Source organism: Saccharopolyspora elongata, assembly GCF_004348985.1.
GTDB classification, from domain to species: domain Bacteria; phylum Actinomycetota; class Actinomycetes; order Mycobacteriales; family Pseudonocardiaceae; genus Saccharopolyspora; species Saccharopolyspora elongata.
Genome location: NZ_SMKW01000021.1, coordinates 72,542 through 91,525, shown reverse-complemented (window position 1 = coordinate 91,525; position 18,984 = coordinate 72,542). Strand labels below are relative to the sequence as shown.

The 18,984-nt window shown below is 70.2% G+C and carries 16 protein-coding genes; 7 read left to right on the top strand and 9 right to left on the bottom strand.

All coding sequences use genetic code 11. From position 1 onward, the window contains the following. Nucleotides 1-143: 143 nt before the first annotated feature. The 3 genes from E1288_RS17685 to E1288_RS17675 form a co-directional block, all read right to left on the bottom strand. Nucleotides 144-1,088: a hypothetical protein gene (locus E1288_RS17685; protein WP_132486411.1), complete on the bottom strand. Its 945-nt coding sequence runs from the start codon at nt 1,086-1,088 to the stop codon at nt 144-146. 34 nt (nt 1,089-1,122) lie between these two features. Further along, nucleotides 1,123-1,848: a PIG-L deacetylase family protein gene (locus E1288_RS17680; protein ID WP_132486409.1), complete on the bottom strand. Its 726-nt coding sequence runs from the start codon at nt 1,846-1,848 to the stop codon at nt 1,123-1,125. Between the two features lie 149 nt (nt 1,849-1,997). Then, nucleotides 1,998-2,315, bottom strand: a complete 318-nt coding sequence (locus E1288_RS17675; RefSeq protein WP_132486407.1) for a hypothetical protein — start codon at nt 2,313-2,315, stop codon at nt 1,998-2,000. A 231-nt stretch (nt 2,316-2,546) separates the two neighbouring features. Here E1288_RS17675 and E1288_RS17670 point away from each other — a divergent pair, with 231 nt between their 5' ends. Then, nucleotides 2,547-3,347, top strand: a complete 801-nt coding sequence (locus E1288_RS17670; protein ID WP_132486405.1) for a 3-hydroxybutyrate dehydrogenase — start codon at nt 2,547-2,549, stop codon at nt 3,345-3,347. 82 nt (nt 3,348-3,429) lie between these two features. Here E1288_RS17670 and E1288_RS17665 read toward each other — a convergent pair whose 3' ends face one another. Together E1288_RS17665 and E1288_RS17660 are read right to left on the bottom strand one after the other, a co-directional pair. Further along, nucleotides 3,430-3,735 (bottom strand): chorismate mutase, encoded by a 306-nt coding sequence (locus tag E1288_RS17665; protein WP_132486403.1) that lies wholly within the window; start codon nt 3,733-3,735, stop codon nt 3,430-3,432. A 297-nt stretch (nt 3,736-4,032) separates the two neighbouring features. Next, complete coding sequence (locus E1288_RS17660; protein WP_132486401.1) at nt 4,033-4,752, bottom strand: DedA family protein; 720 nt, start codon at nt 4,750-4,752, stop codon at nt 4,033-4,035. Between the two features lie 267 nt (nt 4,753-5,019). On the opposite strand from E1288_RS17660, the gene E1288_RS17650 reads away from it, so the two are divergent. Then, nucleotides 5,020-7,503, top strand: coding sequence for a UvrD-helicase domain-containing protein (locus E1288_RS17650; RefSeq protein ID WP_132486397.1), 2,484 nt, complete (start codon nt 5,020-5,022; stop codon nt 7,501-7,503). A 173-nt stretch (nt 7,504-7,676) separates the two neighbouring features. Here the strand turns inward: E1288_RS17650 and E1288_RS17645 are convergent, their stop codons facing one another. Next, nucleotides 7,677-8,576, bottom strand: coding sequence for a LysR substrate-binding domain-containing protein (locus E1288_RS17645; RefSeq protein ID WP_132486467.1), 900 nt, complete (start codon nt 8,574-8,576; stop codon nt 7,677-7,679). Nucleotides 8,577-8,761: 185 nt separating this feature from the next. Between E1288_RS17645 and E1288_RS17640 the strand changes: the two genes are divergently transcribed. Continuing rightward, nucleotides 8,762-9,787: a YncE family protein gene (locus E1288_RS17640; RefSeq protein WP_132486395.1), complete on the top strand. Its 1,026-nt coding sequence runs from the start codon at nt 8,762-8,764 to the stop codon at nt 9,785-9,787. On the opposite strand, the gene E1288_RS17635 is transcribed toward E1288_RS17640, so the two are convergent. Further along, the gene (locus tag E1288_RS17635; protein WP_132486393.1) at nt 9,751-10,101 is read right to left on the bottom strand and encodes a VOC family protein; all 351 of its coding nucleotides are present in this window, start codon (nt 10,099-10,101) and stop codon (nt 9,751-9,753) included. The two genes, E1288_RS17640 and E1288_RS17635, sit on opposite strands and share 37 nt — an antisense overlap. 243 nt (nt 10,102-10,344) lie before the next feature. Next, complete coding sequence (locus tag E1288_RS48810; protein WP_235883625.1) at nt 10,345-11,973, bottom strand: class I SAM-dependent methyltransferase; 1,629 nt, start codon at nt 11,971-11,973, stop codon at nt 10,345-10,347. Between the two features lie 93 nt (nt 11,974-12,066). On the opposite strand from E1288_RS48810, the gene E1288_RS17625 reads away from it, so the two are divergent. Further along, nucleotides 12,067-12,534 carry a GbsR/MarR family transcriptional regulator gene (locus E1288_RS17625; RefSeq protein ID WP_165968157.1) on the top strand — a complete coding sequence of 156 codons (468 nt, stop codon included), beginning with the start codon at nt 12,067-12,069 and terminating at the stop codon, nt 12,532-12,534. A 730-nt stretch (nt 12,535-13,264) separates the two neighbouring features. On the opposite strand, the gene E1288_RS17620 is transcribed toward E1288_RS17625, so the two are convergent. Beyond that, a complete protein-coding gene (locus E1288_RS17620) occupies nt 13,265-14,086 on the bottom strand; it encodes a M23 family metallopeptidase (RefSeq protein WP_397529596.1) in 822 nt (273 codons plus the stop codon). Nucleotides 14,087-14,563: 477 nt separating this feature from the next. On the opposite strand from E1288_RS17620, the gene E1288_RS17615 reads away from it, so the two are divergent. The 3 genes from E1288_RS17615 (at nt 14,564) to sucD (ending at nt 18,911) form a co-directional block, all read left to right on the top strand. After that, on the top strand, nt 14,564-16,279 hold the full coding sequence (locus tag E1288_RS17615; RefSeq protein ID WP_132486390.1) for a hypothetical protein: 1,716 nt from the start codon (nt 14,564-14,566) through the stop codon (nt 16,277-16,279). 576 nt (nt 16,280-16,855) lie between these two features. Continuing rightward, nucleotides 16,856-18,022, top strand: a complete 1,167-nt coding sequence (gene sucC, locus E1288_RS17610) for an ADP-forming succinate--CoA ligase subunit beta (protein ID WP_132486388.1) — start codon at nt 16,856-16,858, stop codon at nt 18,020-18,022. 4 nt (nt 18,023-18,026) lie between these two features. Then, nucleotides 18,027-18,911: a succinate--CoA ligase subunit alpha gene (sucD, locus tag E1288_RS17605; protein WP_132486386.1), complete on the top strand. Its 885-nt coding sequence runs from the start codon at nt 18,027-18,029 to the stop codon at nt 18,909-18,911. Nucleotides 18,912-18,984: the final 73 nt, after the last annotated feature.

Here is an 18,984-nt window from a genome sequence, read left to right as displayed (position 1 = left end):
TGCTGCACTCGCTCGCCCGCCCTCGTGAGTTCGCCGTAGAACTCGTACCGCGTCGACGTCCGGATCGCGAAAGGCTTGCCACCGAGTTCACCGGAAGGGGCGTGCGCGAGGACTCGAACGGAGCAGCGGATCACGAGCAGTGATCAGGCGATCCGCTCGTCGGAGGTGATCAGCGGCTCGTCCTCCATCGTGTACCGCAGCTCCCGCCGCTGCGTCCGCACCGTGCCGTCGGCCATCGTCAGCCGGACGGTGTGCAGCGTGCTGGTCGGGGTCGCGTAGCTCTCGACGACCTCGACCGACTTGGCCCCCGAATACCTCGCGGCGAACGACTCGTAACCCTCGGCGTGCAGCGACCCGGTAGTCAACGCGTACGCACTTCGCAGGTCGCCGCGGCCGATCGCGGCGTAGTACTCGTCGCCGCGCCGCTTCACCGGCCCGGTGTCGGCGAACAGCAGCTTCGGCGGCTCCGACGTCCGCGTCGGGCTGGGCGTCGTCGGGGTGGTGCTGGAGGTCGGCAGGCTGGGAGCGCCCGGGGCGGAGCTGCCGATCGGGTTCGGGTGGAACGGGATGCCCGCCGACGTGCCCATCGGCGGCGATGGCTGCAGGGGCGGCAGCGGCTGCACCGAACCCGTCGCCCGCACTGCCTCCGGCCGGGTCGGGTCGCCCGTCAGGTAGTACGGATCCGTCGGCGGCACCGGCGGGTACTCCCCGCGGGGCATGCTCGGCAGCTCCAAGCCCTCGATGGTCGTCGACCCGTCGGCCAGCAGCGTGGTGGCGAACATCAGCCCGCCCAGCGCGGCGGCCGACGAGGCGATCGCGAACCAGGCCGCCTGCCGCCAGGTCCGCGGCGGGGTGACCGACGCCGGGACCATGCCCAGGTCGAACTTGTGCAGCCCGCCCACCGGCATGGTGTCGACCAGCGGGTCGGTCGTCAGCCGCGCGCCTGGCGCGTGCGCCGACCGGCGCGGGCGGACCGCCGGCGTCCACGGCACCGGGGACCCGGCCCGATGCCGGCCGTGCGCGGGCGGTTCCGGCGTCGGCGGCCAGTCGAGCTGGCCGCTCCAGCCGAGGGTTCTGCCGCTGTGCATCGGAGATCTCGACTTTCTGCGACTCGCGGGGAGTTCACGACGTGTCGACAACGTGGAATGCCTCGGCGAGTCGACCGGTCATGCCGTGCCGCTCGGCCGTTCGTGCCAGGTATCGCCGGATCATGCCCTGGAGGTCGTCGAGGTGTGCGGTCTGCGACCGGTGCGCGGCCAGCGCCGCGAGCTTCGCGTCGAAGTGATCGGTGATGTCGACCGCGTGGTTGATCCGTTCTTCGGGTGACTCCGACATCCACAGCTCGCGCACCGTCCACGGCTCCAGCCCTTCCCGCAGCAGCTCGGGGTGGGCGAAACCGTTGCGTGCGTCCGGGTAGATCGCGGCCAGCGTCGCCTCGCCGACGGCCCGGTGGTCCGGGTGCGACGTCGGGAGGTGCGCCCAGTTGATCTCCGGGGAGTGGCTGATGACCCGGTGCGGGCGGACCTCGCGGATCACCTTGGTGATGTCCCGGCGCAGCTGCAGGTCCGCGACGACCTGCCCGTCCCGGTAGCCGAGGAAGCGCACGTCGGAGACGCCGACGGCGGCCGCGGCGGCCCGCTGCTCGTCCTGCCGGATGCGCGGCATGTCCTCGCGCGGAGTGTCGTCGAAGCCGCCGGCATCACCTGCGGTGCACACGCAGTAGGCGACCTGCACGCCGTCGGCGACCCAGGACGCGACGGTGCCCGCCGACCCGAAGTCGACGTCGTCGGGGTGTGCGGTGACCACCAGGGCGCGGAGTGTCGAGGACGTTTCCGGCGACGTGGTCATGGTCACAGCCTAAGGGGCGGGCACAATGACTCCGGTCCGGGGTCGCTCAATCACGCGAGGTAACCAAAGAGGCCTTTCGGTGCGAATGAGTACACCGAAAGGCCCAATGTTGATCTGGCATATGGCTGCTCAGCGTGCTGAGCGCCCGATCAGAACTGCCCGTTGCGGAACTTGCTCTGCGTCGACTGCAGAGCCTTGAGCGAGGCGACGCCGCCACCGCCGCCGAGGATCATCGCGAAGATGTCCGCCCCGGCCGAGTCGCCGGAGCTGATCAGCAGCGCCAGCAGCGTCACGCCCAGGCCGACACCTGCGATCGGGAACCGCTTCCGGGCGAAGTCCACGGCGGGCTGGCCGCCGGCGCGCTTCTTCGCGGCCGACGTCAGCATCGCGAGGTAGCCCGCGTGCCCGGCGGCGACGAGCACCCCGGCCAGCGTCACGAGAAAGGCCACAAGAGCAAGAACACCCATGACCACAGTCTGCCTTGTTTCCGCCGTGCCCGGTATGGGTGATATCCCGGATATGCCGCGCGCGGGTCGCGGGTGGGCGGAATCCCGGGGGCTCCGGGGTGCCGCCGGAAGATCCGCCGAATGCACTACTGCGAAAAACGCCCGGTCAGCCGCACTGCCGCGGCGGCCGGTGGAAAAGGTTGTGATTTGGCCCTGGATTGAGACCGGACTCACGCCTTAGGTTCTCAGGCTATGAGCGATCGGTTGGCCGGGTCGGTTGGTGCGAGCTCTGCGCGATCCAGCACCAACGGCCTGGATCTGGGGGACAAGCGAGCACTCGTCACGGGTGCGGCGAGCGGGATCGGCGCGGCGGTGGCCCGCCGGCTGGCGGCGGCCGGCGCAGAGGTCATCGCCGTGGACCGGGCGGCCAAGGTCGAGGACATCGCGGCCGAGATCGACGCGGAGGCCAGGATCGTCGACCTGGCCGATCTCGATGCCGCCGCGGCGCTCGGCGACCGGGTGGACATCGTCGTCAACAACGCCGGTTTCCAGCACGTCGCGCCGATCCACCGGTTCCCCGCCGACACCTTCAGCGCGATGCTGCGGGTGATGGTGGAGGCGCCGTTCCGGATCGTGCGCGCCGCGCTGCCGGGCATGTACGACCGCGGCTGGGGGCGGATCGTCAACATCTCGTCCGTGCACGGGCTGCGCGCGTCGCCGTTCAAGAGCGCCTACGTGACCGCGAAGCACGCGATCGAAGGGCTGTCCAAGGCGACCGCGCTGGAGGGGGCCCCGCACGGGGTGACCTCCAACTGCGTCTGCCCGGGCTTCGCGCGGACTCCGCTGGTGGAGCGCCAGATCGCCGACCAGGCGGAACTCCTGCGGGTGCCGGAGGACCAGGTCCTCGAAGACGTGCTGCTGGCCCGCACGCCGATCAAGCGCCTGGTGGAGCCGGCGGAGGTCGCCGAGCTGGCGGTGTGGTTGTGCGGCCCGGGCACCACGTCGATCACCGGGGCGTCGTTCCCGATCGACGGCGGCTGGACCTCGCACTGAGCTCTTCCCGTCGAGCTGGTGGGCGGCCCTGGGCTGCCCACCAGCGCGTTCGCCGTCGGAAACGGGGCTGGGAACGGTCGTGTCAGTGGCCGAGGCGGCCGCGGCCCAGGCGCAGCAGGATCATCGCGAGCTCGCGGCCCTCCGGGCCGAGTTCCCGGTAGCGGGCGAGCACGTCCATCTCGCGGTTGTAGACGATGCGCGGTCCGCCGGCCGCCATGCGGGCCTGGCCGACCTGTTGGGAGACCTCGGCGCGGCGCTTGACCAGGCGCAGGATCTCGGCGTCCAGGTAGTCGATCTCCTCGCGGAAGTTGCTGATGGCCTCCGCGGCGGCCTGCTTGGCCGAGGCGGGCTCGGACTTCGGCTGGTCACCGTCCACAGTGGCGTTCATCGGGCGTTTTCCTCCGGATTCGGCCCCGTCCCCGGCCCCCGGAACGCGCGAACGCCCCGAGTCCGAGGACCCCGGGGCGTCGTAGTGGTTTTTGAGCTCACGCAGCTACGGGCGCCGGAGTCCCGGGCCCGTAGAAAAACTCGTAGGTCTGCGTTCGCACGCGACCAGTCTGCCACAGCCGGTATCGGCCTGGCCATGAGGTGGGCCCATCATCCCAACGGGTGGACCATGGTCGTTATCGATCACCAGTTCGAGTTATTCGGTGGAAATGTGCCGGGAGCCGCGCGGATCTTGGAGTCATGACGACCGAATCCGCTGCAGGCCAGCGTCCCGACCAGCACTCCGGCCGTGACTCCCGGCGGCGTCCGTGCCGGCCCGTTCCGCCGCCCTCCGCGCGGACTGCCGACGCGCGCTGCGGATCACGAAGATGCCCGCCGCAAGGCCACCGGCACAGGTCAGCGCGAGCACTGTCCAGCCGTAGCCGACCGCCCGGGCGGCCTCGCCGAGCGCCACCGCGACCGTGGTCTGCGCCGCCGACCACAGCGCGCCGGCGGCCGCCGAGAGCGCCAGAAAACGGCGGTACGGCAGCCGCAGCGTGCCGACCACCGCCGGGACCACGGCGTGTACCACGGCGACGAATCGCGTCGTGATCAGCGCGCGCCCGCCGGTGTCGTGCACGACCGCCTCGGCGGCCAGCCAGCGGCGCGCCCCGATCTTGCGCCCGACCCACGTGTTGCGGAGCCCGGGGCCGATCAGGCGGCCCAGCCAGTAACCCCCGCTCTGCCCGATGACGTTGCCCAGCACCGCGGCGCCGAACAGCGCCGGCGCCCACCTGGCGCCGAGGACGGCGATGGTGAGCAGCAGCGTCGCCTCGCCGGGGATCAGCAAACCGATGAAGAGGGAGGTTTCCAATGACAGCAGGATCAGCGCCAGCAGCACGCACAGCCACGGGTTCAGCGTCGCGGCCCACGCGATGAACTCCCGGATCGCGGCGTCGATCTGGCTGATCAGCTCCATGGGGCCCGTTCCGTTTCCGTGGCGGTTTCGGCGGTCGGAACTCACCCTCCGGGCCGGCTGCGCGCGGGGGATCGGGGTAAGTCCCGGGGCGGTCCCTGAGTTTCGCGGCCGGGGATTGGGGCGGAGCTGTGCCGGGCACGCCGTCGGTGGGCCGGGCTCCGGGCCTCGGGTGTCGGTGTCCGAACCGTCCGGCGAGCCGGCCCGCGCGTCCGGTTCGGGTACCGGGATTCGGGTTTTGTCCGGGCACGCCGGTAACGTGGAGCAACGATGAGCACCCCACTCGACCTCCAGTGGCAGAGCGATCTTCCGCAGCACGGATCGCCGCAGTCGGACGAATCCGGGCGCGCCTCGCGGTCCGGCCCGGATCCGGACGCGCTGCTCAACGGTCTGAACCCGCAGCAGCGCGACGCGGTGGTGCACACCGGCTCGCCGCTGCTCGTGGTGGCCGGCGCCGGGTCGGGCAAGACGCGGGTGCTGACCAACCGGATCGCCTACCTGCTCGCGGGTGGCGTGCACCCGGGCCAGATCATGGCGATCACCTTCACCAACAAGGCCGCGGCCGAGATGAAGGAACGCGTCGTCGATCTGGTGGGTCGGCGGGCCAACGTGATGTGGGTTTCGACGTTCCACTCCATGTGCGTCCGGGTGCTGCGCCGCGAGGCCAAGAACCTGGGGCTGTCGTCCAACTTCTCGATCTACGACTCGGACGACTCCCGGCGGCTGATCACCATGATCGCGCGGGAGCAGGACCTGGACTCCAAGCGCTACCCGGCGCGCACGCTCGCGGTGCACATCTCGAACCTGAAGAACGAGCTGCTGACCCCGGAGGCCGCCGCCGAGCAGGCGGGCAACGACATGGAGCGCAAGGTCGCCCAGGTCTACGCGGGCTACCAGCGCCGGCTGGTCGAGTCCAACGCGATGGACTTCGACGACCTGATCATGCGCACGGTGGAGCTGCTGCAGGACCACCCGGCGGTCGCGGAGTACTACCGGCGGCGCTTCCGGCACGTGCTGGTCGACGAGTACCAGGACACCAACCACGCGCAGTACGTGCTGGTGCGCGAGCTGGTCGGCACCGGGACGACCGACGGCGGCGTCGAGCCGGCGGAGCTGTGCGTGGTCGGTGACGCCGACCAGTCGATCTACGCCTTCCGGGGCGCGACGATCCGCAACATCGAGGAGTTCGAGCGCGACTACCCGCAGGCCAGGACGATCCTGCTGGAGCAGAACTACCGCTCCACGCAGACGATCCTGTCCGCGGCCAACTCGGTGATCCGGCGCAACCCGAACCGGCGCGACAAGCGGCTGTGGAGCGATGCCGGGGACGGCGAGCGGATCGTCGGCTACGTCGCGGACAACGAGCACGACGAGGGTGCGTTCGTCGCCGGCGAGATCGACCGGCTGGTGGACGAGGGCGACGCGACGTTCAACGACATCGCGGTGTTCTACCGGACGAACAACCAGTCCCGGGTGTTCGAGGAGGTGTTCATCCGGCTGGGCCTGCCGTACCGGGTGGTCGGCGGCGTCCGCTTCTACGAGCGCCGCGAGGTCCGGGACGCGCTGGCCTACCTGCGCGTGCTGGACAACCCGGACGACACGGTCAGCCTGCGCCGCATCCTCAACGTGCCCAAGCGCGGCATCGGCGACCGGGCGGAGGCCGTGGTCGCCGTGCACGCCGAGCAGGAGCGGATCTCGTTCGCCGCCGCGCTGCGCAAAGCGGCGGCCGGGCAGGTTCCGCTGCTCAACACGCGGGCGAGGAACGCCATCGCGGGCTTCGTGGCGCTGCTCGATGAGCTCCAGGCGGTCGCGGCGGAGTCCGATGTCGCCGAGATCCTCGAGAAGGTGCTGGAGAGCACCGGCTACCGCGCCGAACTGGAAGCCAGCGACGATCCGCAGGACGCGACGCGGGTGGAGAACCTGACCGAGCTCGTGACGGTCGCGCGGGAGTTCACCGAGACCCTGGCGGGAGCGCCGGTCGGCGAGGCCGCGGCCGAGGTCGATCCGTCGGCCGAGGCGGTCGTCTCGGAGGCGGTGCCGGCGGCGGAGGACGCCGAGGAGGCGGCGCTGGGGCTGCCCGCGGACGACTCGCTGTCGGCGTTCCTGGAGCGCGTCTCGCTGGTTGCGGACGCGGATTCGCTGCCGGAGTCGGGGGACGGGGTCGTCACCCTGATGACCCTGCACACCGCGAAGGGCCTGGAGTTCCCGGTGGTGTTCTGCACCGGCTGGGAGGACGGCGTGTTCCCGCACTCGCGGGCGCTCGGCGACCCTGCCGAGCTGGCGGAGGAACGGCGGCTGGCGTACGTGGGCATCACCCGTGCCCGGCAGCGGCTGTACCTATCGCGGGCGCTCATGCGCTCGGCGTGGGGGCAGCCGATGACGAACCCGGCGTCCCGGTTCCTCACCGAGATCCCGGACGAGCTGATGCACTGGCGCCGGATCGAACCAGAGCGAGCCGCCCCGCAGGTGCGCAGCACCTGGGGCAGCCGCGGTGGTTTCGACCGCACCGGGTCGGATTCCGCCCAGGCGGGGCTGGCGGAGCGCGGCATGCGCAGCACCGGCATGAAGGGCTGGAAGGACACGGTCGCCATCAAGCTGGCGGCCGGCGATCGGGTCACCCACGACAAGTACGGCCTGGGCACGGTGCTGTCCACCGAGGGCGAGGGACCGCGGGCCACCGCGACGATCGACTTCGGCAGCTCCGGCACGGTTCGCCTGATGCTGATCGGCAGCGTGCCGATCAGCAAGCTCTGACCCGACGAGCGGTTCGGTGTCCTAAATAGACAATGCTTCGGCTGGCGGATCATGCGCGGCCGAGCGGGGTTCGGTCCTGCGGAAGCGGGCACGCCCCTCTCCGCAGTGCGAGGAAGGCTCGCCCTGTTCCTGTGTCTTCGGCGCTTCCTGAGCTGTAGACGCCGGCAGAACGGTCAGGGAATTGCGCCGCCGGCGGAGTCGAGTCCGGCGACGGTGTCCCGGATGCGGGCCCGCAGCCACTGGTGGGCCGCGTCCGCGTCGTTGCGGGGGTGCCACGCCATGCCCACCTCCAGCCCTGGGAGGTCCAGTGGCACCTCGAAGGTGTGCAGACCGAGCCGTCGCGCCGCGGATTCCGTTGTCAGGCAGACGAGATCGGTCTCCCGCGCCAGCAGCAGGGCGGCGGTGTGGCTGGGCAGCACGACCGCGACTCGCCGCTGGATCCCCAGCTTGGCCAATCGCTCGTCCACCGGCCCCCGCGCGTGACCGCGCCGCGAAACGCTGATGTGCTCGGCCGCGCCGAATCGCTGCGGTGTGATCCGGCCGCGAGCCAGCGGATGCTCGGAGCGAACCGCGCCGACCAACCGCAGCGACGTCAACGGCGCCGTGCAGGTCTCGGGATCGAGGTGCTTGAGCACCCCGAGTTCGACATCGATCAGGCCGTCGCGCAGGGCGCGGGTGTCCTCGACGGCTTCGGAAGCGAACCGCAGCGTCACTCCCGGCGCGTCGTTCCCGGCCGCCGCGAGCAGTCCGGGCGTCAGCGCGTCGATCAGGAGATCGCTCGTCTGCAAGGTGAAGGTGCGGGACAGCGAAGCGGGGTCGAACGCCGCGCCGCGGCTGAGCAGCGTGCGCGATTGCTCGATGACGGAATGCACGTCGTCGCGCATCGCTGCGGCGAACGGCGTCATGACCATGCTCTGGCCGGCGCGCACCAGGATCGGATCGTGCAGGATGCGGCGGATCCGGCCGAGCGTCCGGCTCATGGCCGCGGGCGAGGTCTGCAGCTGTTCCGCGGCGCGCGTCACGCTTTGCTCGTGCAGCAGCGCATCCAGTGCCACCAGCAGGTTCAAGTCCATTGTGGACACATGGAACTCCATTATGACGTCGGTCACAGCTGTCGCGAAGGGTGTTGGTCACCAGCAGTATTGCGCGCGGGGCAAGTATTGCGTGCCGGCTTTGCCATCGCGGCAACGGTTTGTCCGGCCCAAGGTGGAGATGATCCCGCACCGGCGGGAACCTTTCGACCTGAGGAGAACCGGCCATGCAGACCGGCGACGTGCTGGCAGTGGTCAGCCAGAGCGGCCCCACCGTGAGCTTCTACGACGCGATCACCCACCAGCCGCTCGAAACCCTCGAACTGCCCTCGGAACCGCACGAACTCTGCTTCGACCCCGAGCACCGGGTCCTGTACTGCACGATCGCCTACCACTCTGGCTACTACGACGAGAACGCCGGCCGGGCCCACGAGGTGGTGGTCATCGACCCCGATGCGCGCGAGATCGTCGAGGTCGTGGACCTCTCACCGGAGCACGGCCCGCACGGCCTGGCGCTGGACGTCGAGAACCGGCGGCTGTACGTCAGCGTCGAGGCCGGGCCCGCCGGGCCGGGCGGCGTGGTCGTGCTCGACACGAAGACCCGCAAGCCGATCGGCCGCATCGACACCGAGGCGCCGGGCCCGCACTGGTTCGTGATCACGCCGGACGGGCGTCGCGGCTACGCAAGCAACAAGGAGGCCCCGTTCGTCTCGGCGGTCGACCTGCAGGCCGGCCGGCTGCTGCGCCAGGTGCCGGTCGCTGGCAGCGAAGGAATCGCCGTCACCCCTGACGGCAAGCACGTGTGCGTGGCCACGCCGAAGGCCGGGGCACCCGACGCCCCGACCGCCATCGAGGTGATCGACACCCAGACCAACGACATCGTCCGGACGATCCGCACCGAGGAGCCCGTGCTCGCGGTCCACATCACCAGCACCGGCACGCTGCTCGTCGGCGGGCTCCGGTTCGACGGCGACCCGGCCCCCATCCGGCAGCAAGCCGGGCGGCTGCTGAGCTACGCGCCGGGCACCTACGAGCCGCTCGGCAGCGTCGAGGTCGGCGGCTTCCCACTCACCATCACGTCCTCGCCCGACGGCACGCGCGCCTACGTGTCCGCAGTCGCGTCCTCGACGGTCTCCGTCGTCGACCTCGAAACCCAGAGCACGCTGGCGACCCTGCCGATCGAACGGCGTGGCGAGCCAGGCGCGCACGGCCTCGCCTACATCCCGGTCGGCCGGGGGTGCTTGGGTTCGTAGAGCCCGATTTCGGCGCCGCTGGGCAGGCGGAGCGCGGTGAGCAGTCCCCAACCTTCGTTGCTGACCGGGCGGGTGATCTCGACGCCGCTCTCCTGCAGCTCGCCGATGGTGACCGCGATGTCGTCGCACATCAGGTAGAGCTCGCAGGTGGGCTCGCCGTGGGTGGGATGGGTGGCGAGTTCTGCGGGCGGCAGCCCGAAGATCAGCCACCCGTCCCCGGCGTCGACGGCGTCGAACCCGAGCACGTCGCGGAGGAACGCCCGGTCCCGTTCGGCGTCCCGGCTGAACAGCAGCAAGTGCGCGCCGTTGATCATCGCAACCACCTCCTGGCGAAACCGTGCCACGGCAGCGGGCGGCCCGCCGCTCCACGCCAAGCCCGGACGGGGCGTGCGCTGCCGTACAGCCGCCGCGAGCTCGTGGATCCTCGTGATCGCCGACGAGCTCGGCGGCGGGAACTCGATGCCACCGGGTTTCCCGGTGAGGGCACCAGGCAACCGACCGGCGCGCGGGGCCGGGGGGAGTTGGCCGTGAGCGCCTCCCGATCGAGTCCGCTTGGGTCAGAACCGGTAGCGGAGCATCCGGCCCATCCGCCGCATCGCGGTGATGCGCCCGGACGCGCGGATGGCGGCGCGTGCCGGGAGCGGGTACCTGTCGAGTTCTGGCGCATCGGTGAACGACCACTCGGTGACGAACCGCAGCCCGGGCACGCTGGATTCCAGCGCGCGCGGCTCGTCGATGCCCCAGTGCAGGCGCGCTCCGGCGTGGACCACCGCGGGGTTGAAGCGGTTGGACACCCGGACCCCCAGGCTGCTGAAGGCGTCGAAGACCAGCTCTCCGCTGGGGAAGAGCCCGATGATGCGGCGCAGCAGCGCCAGACCATCCACTTCGGACAGGTACATCGTGAGCCCTTCGGCGACCACCAGGACCGGCCGGTCGCCGGGGATGCCGTCGAGCAGGCCGGGCGCGGTCACCGACGAGGCGATGGTGTGGTGGTGCGGGCGTTCGGGGAAGAGGCGTCGGCGCAGCTCGATGACGTCGGGCCGGTCGATGTCGTACCACTCGACGCTCTCCGGCGGGTTGATCCGCTCGAAGCGGCTGTCCAGCCCGCAACCCAGGTGCAGGATTGTCATGCCGGGCCGCAGGGCCTCCTCGACCCAGCGATCCAGCGCCTTGGCGCGCATCGCCACGGAACCGGCGTTGTGCGCGCGCAACTTGAATTTGCCGAAGTCGAAATCGATGCGCTGAAAGGCCTCGTCGGCGTGCCGGTCGCCGAGCATCGGGTCCGCCGACCGGTTGTCCAGCGCACGCAGGTAGAGCGTGGCGAGCATCGTCGCCTGTGCGCCGGTCAGCTCGACCTTCTCGCGCTCCTGGTGTTCGAAGCTGTAGTGCAGCAGTCGCATGGCCTTGCGCAGCGCCGGGGTGGTGTTCATGATCTTCGCGATCGCGCGGTCGGTCGCGCGCACCTTCGCCACGGCCGGCAGGTCCATCATCGGCAGTTCCTGCCGCAGCCGGAGGCCGGGCACGCGCAGTTCGAGGGCGTGGGGATCGCCGATGCCCCAGTGGAAGGAGGCGCCCGTTCGCTGCAGGAACCCGGAGAAGCGCGCGGCCGTCACGGTCCACGGCAGCACCGCGTCGAAGATCATCTCGCCGATCTCGAAGCGCTCGACCAGCCGGCGCAGCAGGTCCACGCCGTCCGCCTCGGTCAGGTACATCGTCAGGCCCTCGGCGATGACCAGCGTCGGCCGCCCGGTCGGGATCTCGTCGAGCCAGTCCCGATCGGTCACCGATGCCGCGATGGTGCGGTAGTTCGCCGGGCCCTGCGGGTAGAGGCGGTTCCGCAGCTCGATCACGTCGGGCATGTCGATGTCGTACCAGCGCACGCCGGCGGGCACGGCGAGCCGGAACGCCCGGCTGTCCAGGCCGCACGCCAGGTGCAGCACCACCGCGTCGGGGTGCTCGGCGAGGTAGCGCGCCGCCCAGTCGTCGAGTTGCTTGGCCCGCAGGATCACCGCCATCTGATCTCCCGAGCCCAACAGCCTGCGGAAGTCGAAGTCGATGCGGTCGAGCAGCCGGTCCGCCGTCTCGTCGCCGAGCACCGGGTCGGGCCTGCGGTTGTCCATGGCCCGGGCGTAGAGGGGGCCGAGGAGCGTCTGCTGAGCGCCGGTAAACCGGATCTGTTCGGTCACGTGGCCCAAGCTACACTTGTTTCACAAATTCGTGAAATAAAGAAAACGTATAAAATCTTTCGAGTGATCGACACGGTTGCTGAGGATGAGGACATGGCAGAACGCGCGGGCGACGAGGTGCTGCGGTTCGTCGAGCGGTTCGCCCTGGACCTGACCGGCGCCGGTTTCCCGCGCATGGCGGCGCGGGTGTTCGCGAGCCTGCTGGTCGCCGACGAGGGGCGGCGGACGGCGAGCGAGCTCGCCGAGGTGCTGGACGTGAGCCCGGCGGCGGTGTCCGGCGCGGTCCGCTACCTGGTGCAGGTCAAGCTGGTGGTGCGGGAGCGGGGTCCCGGCGAGCGGCGCGATCATTACCGGGTGCTCGACGACGTCTGGTACGCGAGCATCGTCCAGCGCGACGCGGAACTGCTCGGCTGGGAGCGGACCCTCGCCGAAGGCGTGGCCGCAGTTGGAGAGGAAACGGGGGCCGGGAGGCGCCTGGACGAGACCCGCCGGTTCTTCGAGTTCCTCCGCGCCGAGATCCCTGAGCTTATGCAGAAGTGGCACCGGCAGCGAGAGTCGTGACCCTGCTCGACAGTTAGGTGCGCTCGTGCACTTCGGACTGCGCAACAGGCAGCTGCCCTCGATGATCGGCTCCCAGATCGACCTGATCGCCGAGGGTCGCGGAGATCTGCTCTATCGGAGCACGCAGGGTAGGCCGGGGCGAGGCTGAACGGCTCCTGCTCGATGAAGGCGGCGGCCTCTTCGAGACTTGGGTCCTGTCGGACAGGGCTCGGTGATCCGGTCGATGCGGAAGGCCCTGCCGGTCCTCGCGATCGTTGCCGTGAGCCGGCAGGTGCCAGAGCCGGTGTGGCTCGACCAGGTGCTTGCTCGCGGCGCGGTAGGTGAAGTTCCGGCCGGTGATCGCGTTGGCCGGCGTCAGCGTCGAGCCAAGTGCATTAACCCGCCGCTGCTGCGAAGCAGAACCTGTTGGAGCTGGCCAGCGCCCGATGCCTTGCACGATGTTCCTTGCCGCTAGGCGAAGGCAGGCCACGAACGGCCACGATCTCCTCGTCGTCGAGCAGCAGGAGGGGCATGGCCTTGCCTGCGATCAGGCGGTAGCCGCCTTCCGCGCCGATCGCCGCCTCACCCCGATGGCCGAGCCTCGCAGCCGGTCGATGTCGAGGCGGATGGTGCGCGGGCCGGCCTCCAAGCGCGCGACGAGTTCGCGGGGGCATCGACTTGGGTGTTCAGGCGGCCCACGCAGAAGTGGCGCCGACGGTCGTCGACGCCACTTCCGAACTCGTGCGGATGCCTACGCGGGCGAGATGCCGCGGGCCTGCATCCAGGGCAGCGGGTTGATCTTCTTTCCGCTGGTGTTCCACACCTCGAAGTGCAGGTGCGGACCAGTGGAGAAGCCGCGGTTGCCCATCGTGGCGATCTGGTCGCCGGCCTTCACCTTCGTGCCCTGCTTGGCCGTGATGGTGTTGACGTGGCCGTAGACGGTGATCGTGCCGTCCTCGTGCTGCACCCGCACCCACAGGCCGAAACCGCTGGCCGGGCCCGCCTCGATCACGACGCCGTCGGCGACGGAATAGATCGGGGTGCCCTTGGCGTTGGCGATGTCGATGCCGTAGTGCGTGGTGCCCCAGCGGCCACCGAAACCGGAGGTGAAGCTGCCGTCGGCGGGAAGCACGTACTTCGGGGCCCGCGCCGCCTCCTCGGCGGCGATGCGGGCGGCGTCGCGCTCCTGGGTGATCCGCTCGCTCTTCTTGAGCTGATCCATCTCGGAGCTGACGTCGGTGGTCTGCGCGACCGGGAGCATCGCCGGAGCGGGAGCGCTGCCGCCGACGCCGGTGTAGGACTGGTCGGCCAGCGCGGTGTTGAACGAGGCCGATGCGTCCGACGGGTTGAAGTCGTCGTGGTCCGGGGCGGCGTGCCCTTCACCTGCGGCCATCGACTGCCCGGCGGCCGCGAAGGCGCCGGCTGCGACGGCGGCGACGACCACGCGGCCGCGCCAGACCGATGCGGGTGAGGAGCCCCGGGTCTTCACCGGACTGCTGGAGGGGTCGTCGGGGGACGCCTCCGCACAGCCCGGGGAGTGTTCTTCGCCGCCGGGGGAGCGGTGTCGAGCCAATGCCTGCCCTTCCGTCTCGGGGAGCCGGATCACGTTTCCGGGCGGGGATCCCGGGGCCGGTCGGGGAACCAGCCGAAGGTTGTCCTTCGTGATCAGACCGTGACAACGGACCGGGGGACAGTAACCAAGGTGATCCCCTAGGGGCAAATCCCTGTCCGTGGTGTCCCGGCTACGGAACGTGCCCGGGGGACGCGCGGCGGGCCCGATTGTCGGTGTCGTGTGGATACTGGGTGTGGTCGTCGCGCAGCGGAGCTGCCAGCGGCTTCGTGATCGGCACGGCGTAGATCGATCGGCCCGAACCTGACGTGGACATGTCTCGATCAAGTTGTCTCGCCGTAATGAAATGTGTCACGAGTCACACTTCAAGAGCGGCTTGATGGGCACTCGGCGGTGCTCCGTTCGGTCGGTCCTAGGGGATGTCCCTGAGCGTGCGACCGGTAGGTGCCGCCGCAGTCCGGGGTTGCTAGCGTCTGCGCGGTGACTGCGCGGCCCGACCATCCGTCCGGCGGTTCCTCGGCTCTCGCCGCGAATCCGCAGCCCGATCTCGATCTGCCGATGCGACTGCGGGTCGCGATCGTGGTGGCCGCCGCCGGTGCTCTGTTCGTCGGCCTCGGCCCATTGCTCGGGCTTGTCGAGCCCGGCGCCTCGGCGGCATTCCTGGCATGGCCCCTCTTGCTGGCGCTCTCCCTGCTCGCTCCCGCGCTGGCCTTCGTCTTCGCCAAGCGCGGGCGACTCGGAACGGCGGCGGCCGTGCTCGTCGGCCCGGCGGCGCTCGCGCCCGGCCGCCTGGTGCTGGATCTGCAGTTCGTCGCCGACCCCGGTCTGGCCGCCCGGCCCGAGCTGCTCCGGGTGGAAACCCTCGACGTCCTCGCCCCTTCGGCCGGTGTCTGGTTGCTCCTCGCCGGGCATGTGGCGGCGATCGGCGCCGGTGTTCTCGCAGTTCGGGGCATCGGGCACGGTGATGAGGGCACCGGTTCGCACCGGCAAGGCCTGCTCACGCTCGTGCTGTGCGCCGGCGTGATCGCGGCCGTCGGCGTTCTGATGGCGCCGTTCGCCTCCGAGGACCCGTACCTCTTGCCGCACCCGGCGCTGGACGGGCCGGTGGTGCTGCTGATCGGCGGCATCCTGCTCGCCGTCGCCGCGCCGAGCACCGCCGGATTCCTGGCGGGCTCGACCGACCCGGAGTTCGCCCGCGGCGGGCTGCTCGGGATGGCTGCGGCGCTGGCCTGCGTGGCCGTGCCGCCGCTGGTGTCCGCGGCGGTGCTCGACCAGGTCCAGCTGGCTTGGGGTCCGGTGCTCGTCGTGGTCGCGGTGATCGCATTGGTGGTGCTGGCCGTGCCCGCCGGGCGCGCCGATTCCGGCGAGTCGGCCGACGATCTCCGCCTGCCCGCGCTGACCCGGTTGATCACCGCCTCTTCCGTGCTCGCCCTGGTCGCCGGCGCGCTGGCGCTGCTTGCGGCGGCCGCGCCGCAGGTGGAGATGCCCTTCGGGCTGCGCGACCCGTCCCCATACCCGGCGCGGCTGCTGTGGCCCGCCGGCTTCTTGCTGGTGGCGCTGGGCATCGGACTGCTGCTGCCGCGCCTCGCCGGATGGCTGCGCCCGATGCTGACGGTGGTCTGGGTGGTGATCCCGTTCGCGGCGGCCGGAGTGCTCGACGCGGTGTTCACCGCCGTGCAGGCAGCGGACGCAAGCGCCGGGATCGGAGCCTGGGCGGCCGGAATCGCGGTCCTGTTCGCCGCGTCCGCGGCGATCGTCGCGGCCATCGCCGGTGCGGTCGAGCGCGACGACGTGGATCTGACGGAAATGGCGATGCACCGCATGGTGCTGGTCCCGTCGCTCCTCGCGCTGCTGCTCGGGGCAGGCGCGTTCAGCTTGCCGGTGCTCACGGCCCCGGACTACACGGCGCCCGGTGTGTTCACCGCCTTCGGGACGACGTCCTGGGGCCTGGTGATCGCGCTGGCCGCCGTGGTCGGAGCGGCGGTGCTGGCGCCGATGTGCCGACCGCCTCGCGCTGCGGCGCTGCTCTGCGCGGCGGCGCTCGTCGTGGCGGTCCGGGTGCTCGAGTTCCCGCTGACCGCGGAACGGCTTCCGGAGTCCGAGCCCGGCCTGGGGCTGTGGTTCGGAGCGGCCTGCGTGGTGGTGCTGCTCGGAACGTCGGTCGCGGCCGCCCGTGTGCCCGGCGATCGACAGTAATAAGGAACGGTTCCTGATCTTTCCCGGCGGCCTCCGGGTCGGAGTTCCCGCAGGTGTGGGCCCCGGGAGGTGGTCTCCGGGCGTCGAACGGCGGGAGTGAACGCCCCGTTCGTCCCGGGGACGGCCCACACCGGCAGGGCACGCCGGTGTTGAGTGGATGAGGTGAACGGCCTGTTCGCCTCATCTATCGGCGCCAACAGACCGCTCGCGCCGCGCCAACCAGACCGTGTGCGCCACTGTGCGGAATCCGCACAGTTCGTGTGATCAGGCAAACGCCGAGGCCGCAGAGGTGTGGGTGTTGGGCCGTTCACCGCGGGCGGATCACTCGATCTGCCGCCTTGCCGGCGCGCGCAGCGCGGTCGACAATGCCTGGCACACCGTCACGGTGCGCTGTTCCGTTCGTCACCACGAACGTCGATATCGAGCCTGCGGAGCAGGCCAATCCCCGTGCTGGACGGTTCGACCAGGCCTAATGCCCAACCTCAGGTGAGGCAGTTCACCGGGTGCGCCGCCCCATGCGTCATCGCAGGTCGATATCGTCACCCGAGTCCGACACCGACGTCGCAGGAGAGTCGAGTGGACCTGTACGAGTACCAGGCGAAGGAGATCTTCGCTTCCCATGGAGTGCCGACGCTGCCCGGCTCCGTGGCAACCGACCCGCAAGGGGCCAAGGCAGCCGCCGCAGAACTGGGCGGGCCCGTTGTGATCAAGGCCCAGGTCAAGACCGGGGGCCGCGGCAAGGCCGGCGGCGTGAAGCTGGCCGAGAACCCGGATGAGGCCGAGACCAAGGCCGAGGCGATCCTCGGCTTGGACATCAAGGGCCACATCACCAACAAGGTGCTGGTCACCACCGCCTCCGACATCGCCGACGAGTACTACTTCTCGTTCCTCCTCGACCGCGCCAACCGCAACTTCCTCGCGATGGCCTCCGTCGAGGGCGGCATGGAGATCGAAGAGGTCGCGGTAACCAAGCCCGAGGCGCTGGCCAAGATCGCGATCGACCCGATCGAGGGCGTCGACCAGGACAAGGCGCGGGAGATCGTCACCGCCGCCAAGTTCCCGGCCGAGGTCGCCGATCAGGTCGCCGACGTGATCGTCCAGCTGTGGGAGACCTTCGTCGCCGAAGACGCCACCCTGGTCGAGGTCAACCCGCTGGTCAAGGACCCGCAGGGCAAGATCATCGCGCTGGACGGCAAGGTCACCCTCGACGAGAACGCCGCGTTCCGCCAGGCCAAGCAGGCCGAGTTGGTGGACAAGGACGCGGAGAACCCGCTCGAGGCCAAGGCCAAGGAGAAGGGCCTCAACTACGTCAAGCTGGACGGCGAGGTCGGCATCATCGGTAACGGTGCCGGGCTGGTCATGTCCACCCTCGACGTGGTCGCCTACGCCGGCGAGAAGCACAGCGGCGTGAAGCCGGCGAACTTCCTGGACATCGGCGGCGGCGCCTCCGCCGAGGTCATGGCAGCCGGCCTGGACGTCATCCTCGGCGACCCGGCCGTGAAGTCGGTGTTCGTCAACGTCTTCGGTGGGATCACCGCCTGTGACGCGGTTGCCAACGGGATCGTGCAGGCGCTGCACATCCTGGGCGACGAGGCCACCAAGCCGCTGGTCGTCCGGCTCGACGGGAACAACGTCGAAGAGGGTCGCCGCATCCTGGCCGAGGCCAACCACCCGGCCGTGACGATGGTGGACACCATGGACGGTGCGGCCGACAAGGCCGCCGAGCTGGCTGCGGGGGCATGAGGCCATGGCTATCTTCCTCAACGAGAACAGCAAGGTCATCGTTCAGGGCATCACCGGCTCTGAGGGGACCAAGCACACCGCTCGGATGCTGCGCTCCGGCACCAACATCGTCGGCGGTGTCAACGCCCGCAAGGCCGGGCAGACGGTCGAGATCGAGGGCAAGCAGCTCACGGTCTTCGGCACCGTCAAGGAGGCCATGAAGGAGACCGGCGCCGACGTGTCGGTCGTCTTCGTGCCGCCGAAGTTCGCCAAGGACGCCGTGATCGAGGCCATCGACGCCGAGATCGAGCTGGCCGTGGTCATCACCGAGGGCATCCCGGTGCACGACTCGGCCTACTTCTGGGCGCACGCCAACGCCACGGGCAACAAGACCCGGATCATCGGGCCGAACTGCCCGGGCATCATCTCGCCCGGCAAGTCCAACGCCGGCATCATCCCGGCCGACATCACCGGCCCGGGCAAGATCGGTCTGGTGTCCAAGTCGGGCACGCTGACCTACCAGATGATGTACGAGCTGCGGGACATCGGTTTCTCCAGCGCCGTCGGCATCGGTGGTGACCCGATCATCGGCACCACCCACATCGACGCGCTGCAGGCCTTCGAGGACGACCCGGAGACCGAGGCGATCGTCATGATCGGCGAGATCGGTGGGGACGCCGAGGAGCGGGCGGCCGACTACATCAAGGCCAACATCACCAAGCCGGTGGTGGGCTACGTGGCCGGTTTCACCGCGCCGGAGGGCAAGACCATGGGCCACGCGGGCGCCATCGTCTCCGGTTCGTCCGGCACCGCCGCGGCGAAGAAGGAGGCCCTGGAGGCCGCTGGGGTCAAGGTCGGCAAGACGCCGAGCGAGACCGCCAAGCTGATGCGCGAGATCGTCAAGGGCTGAGCCCGATCTCGACACGTCCTTTTCGGGGCCGGACGCCTTCGGGCGTCCGGCCCCGGTGGCTGTCTGCATGCTT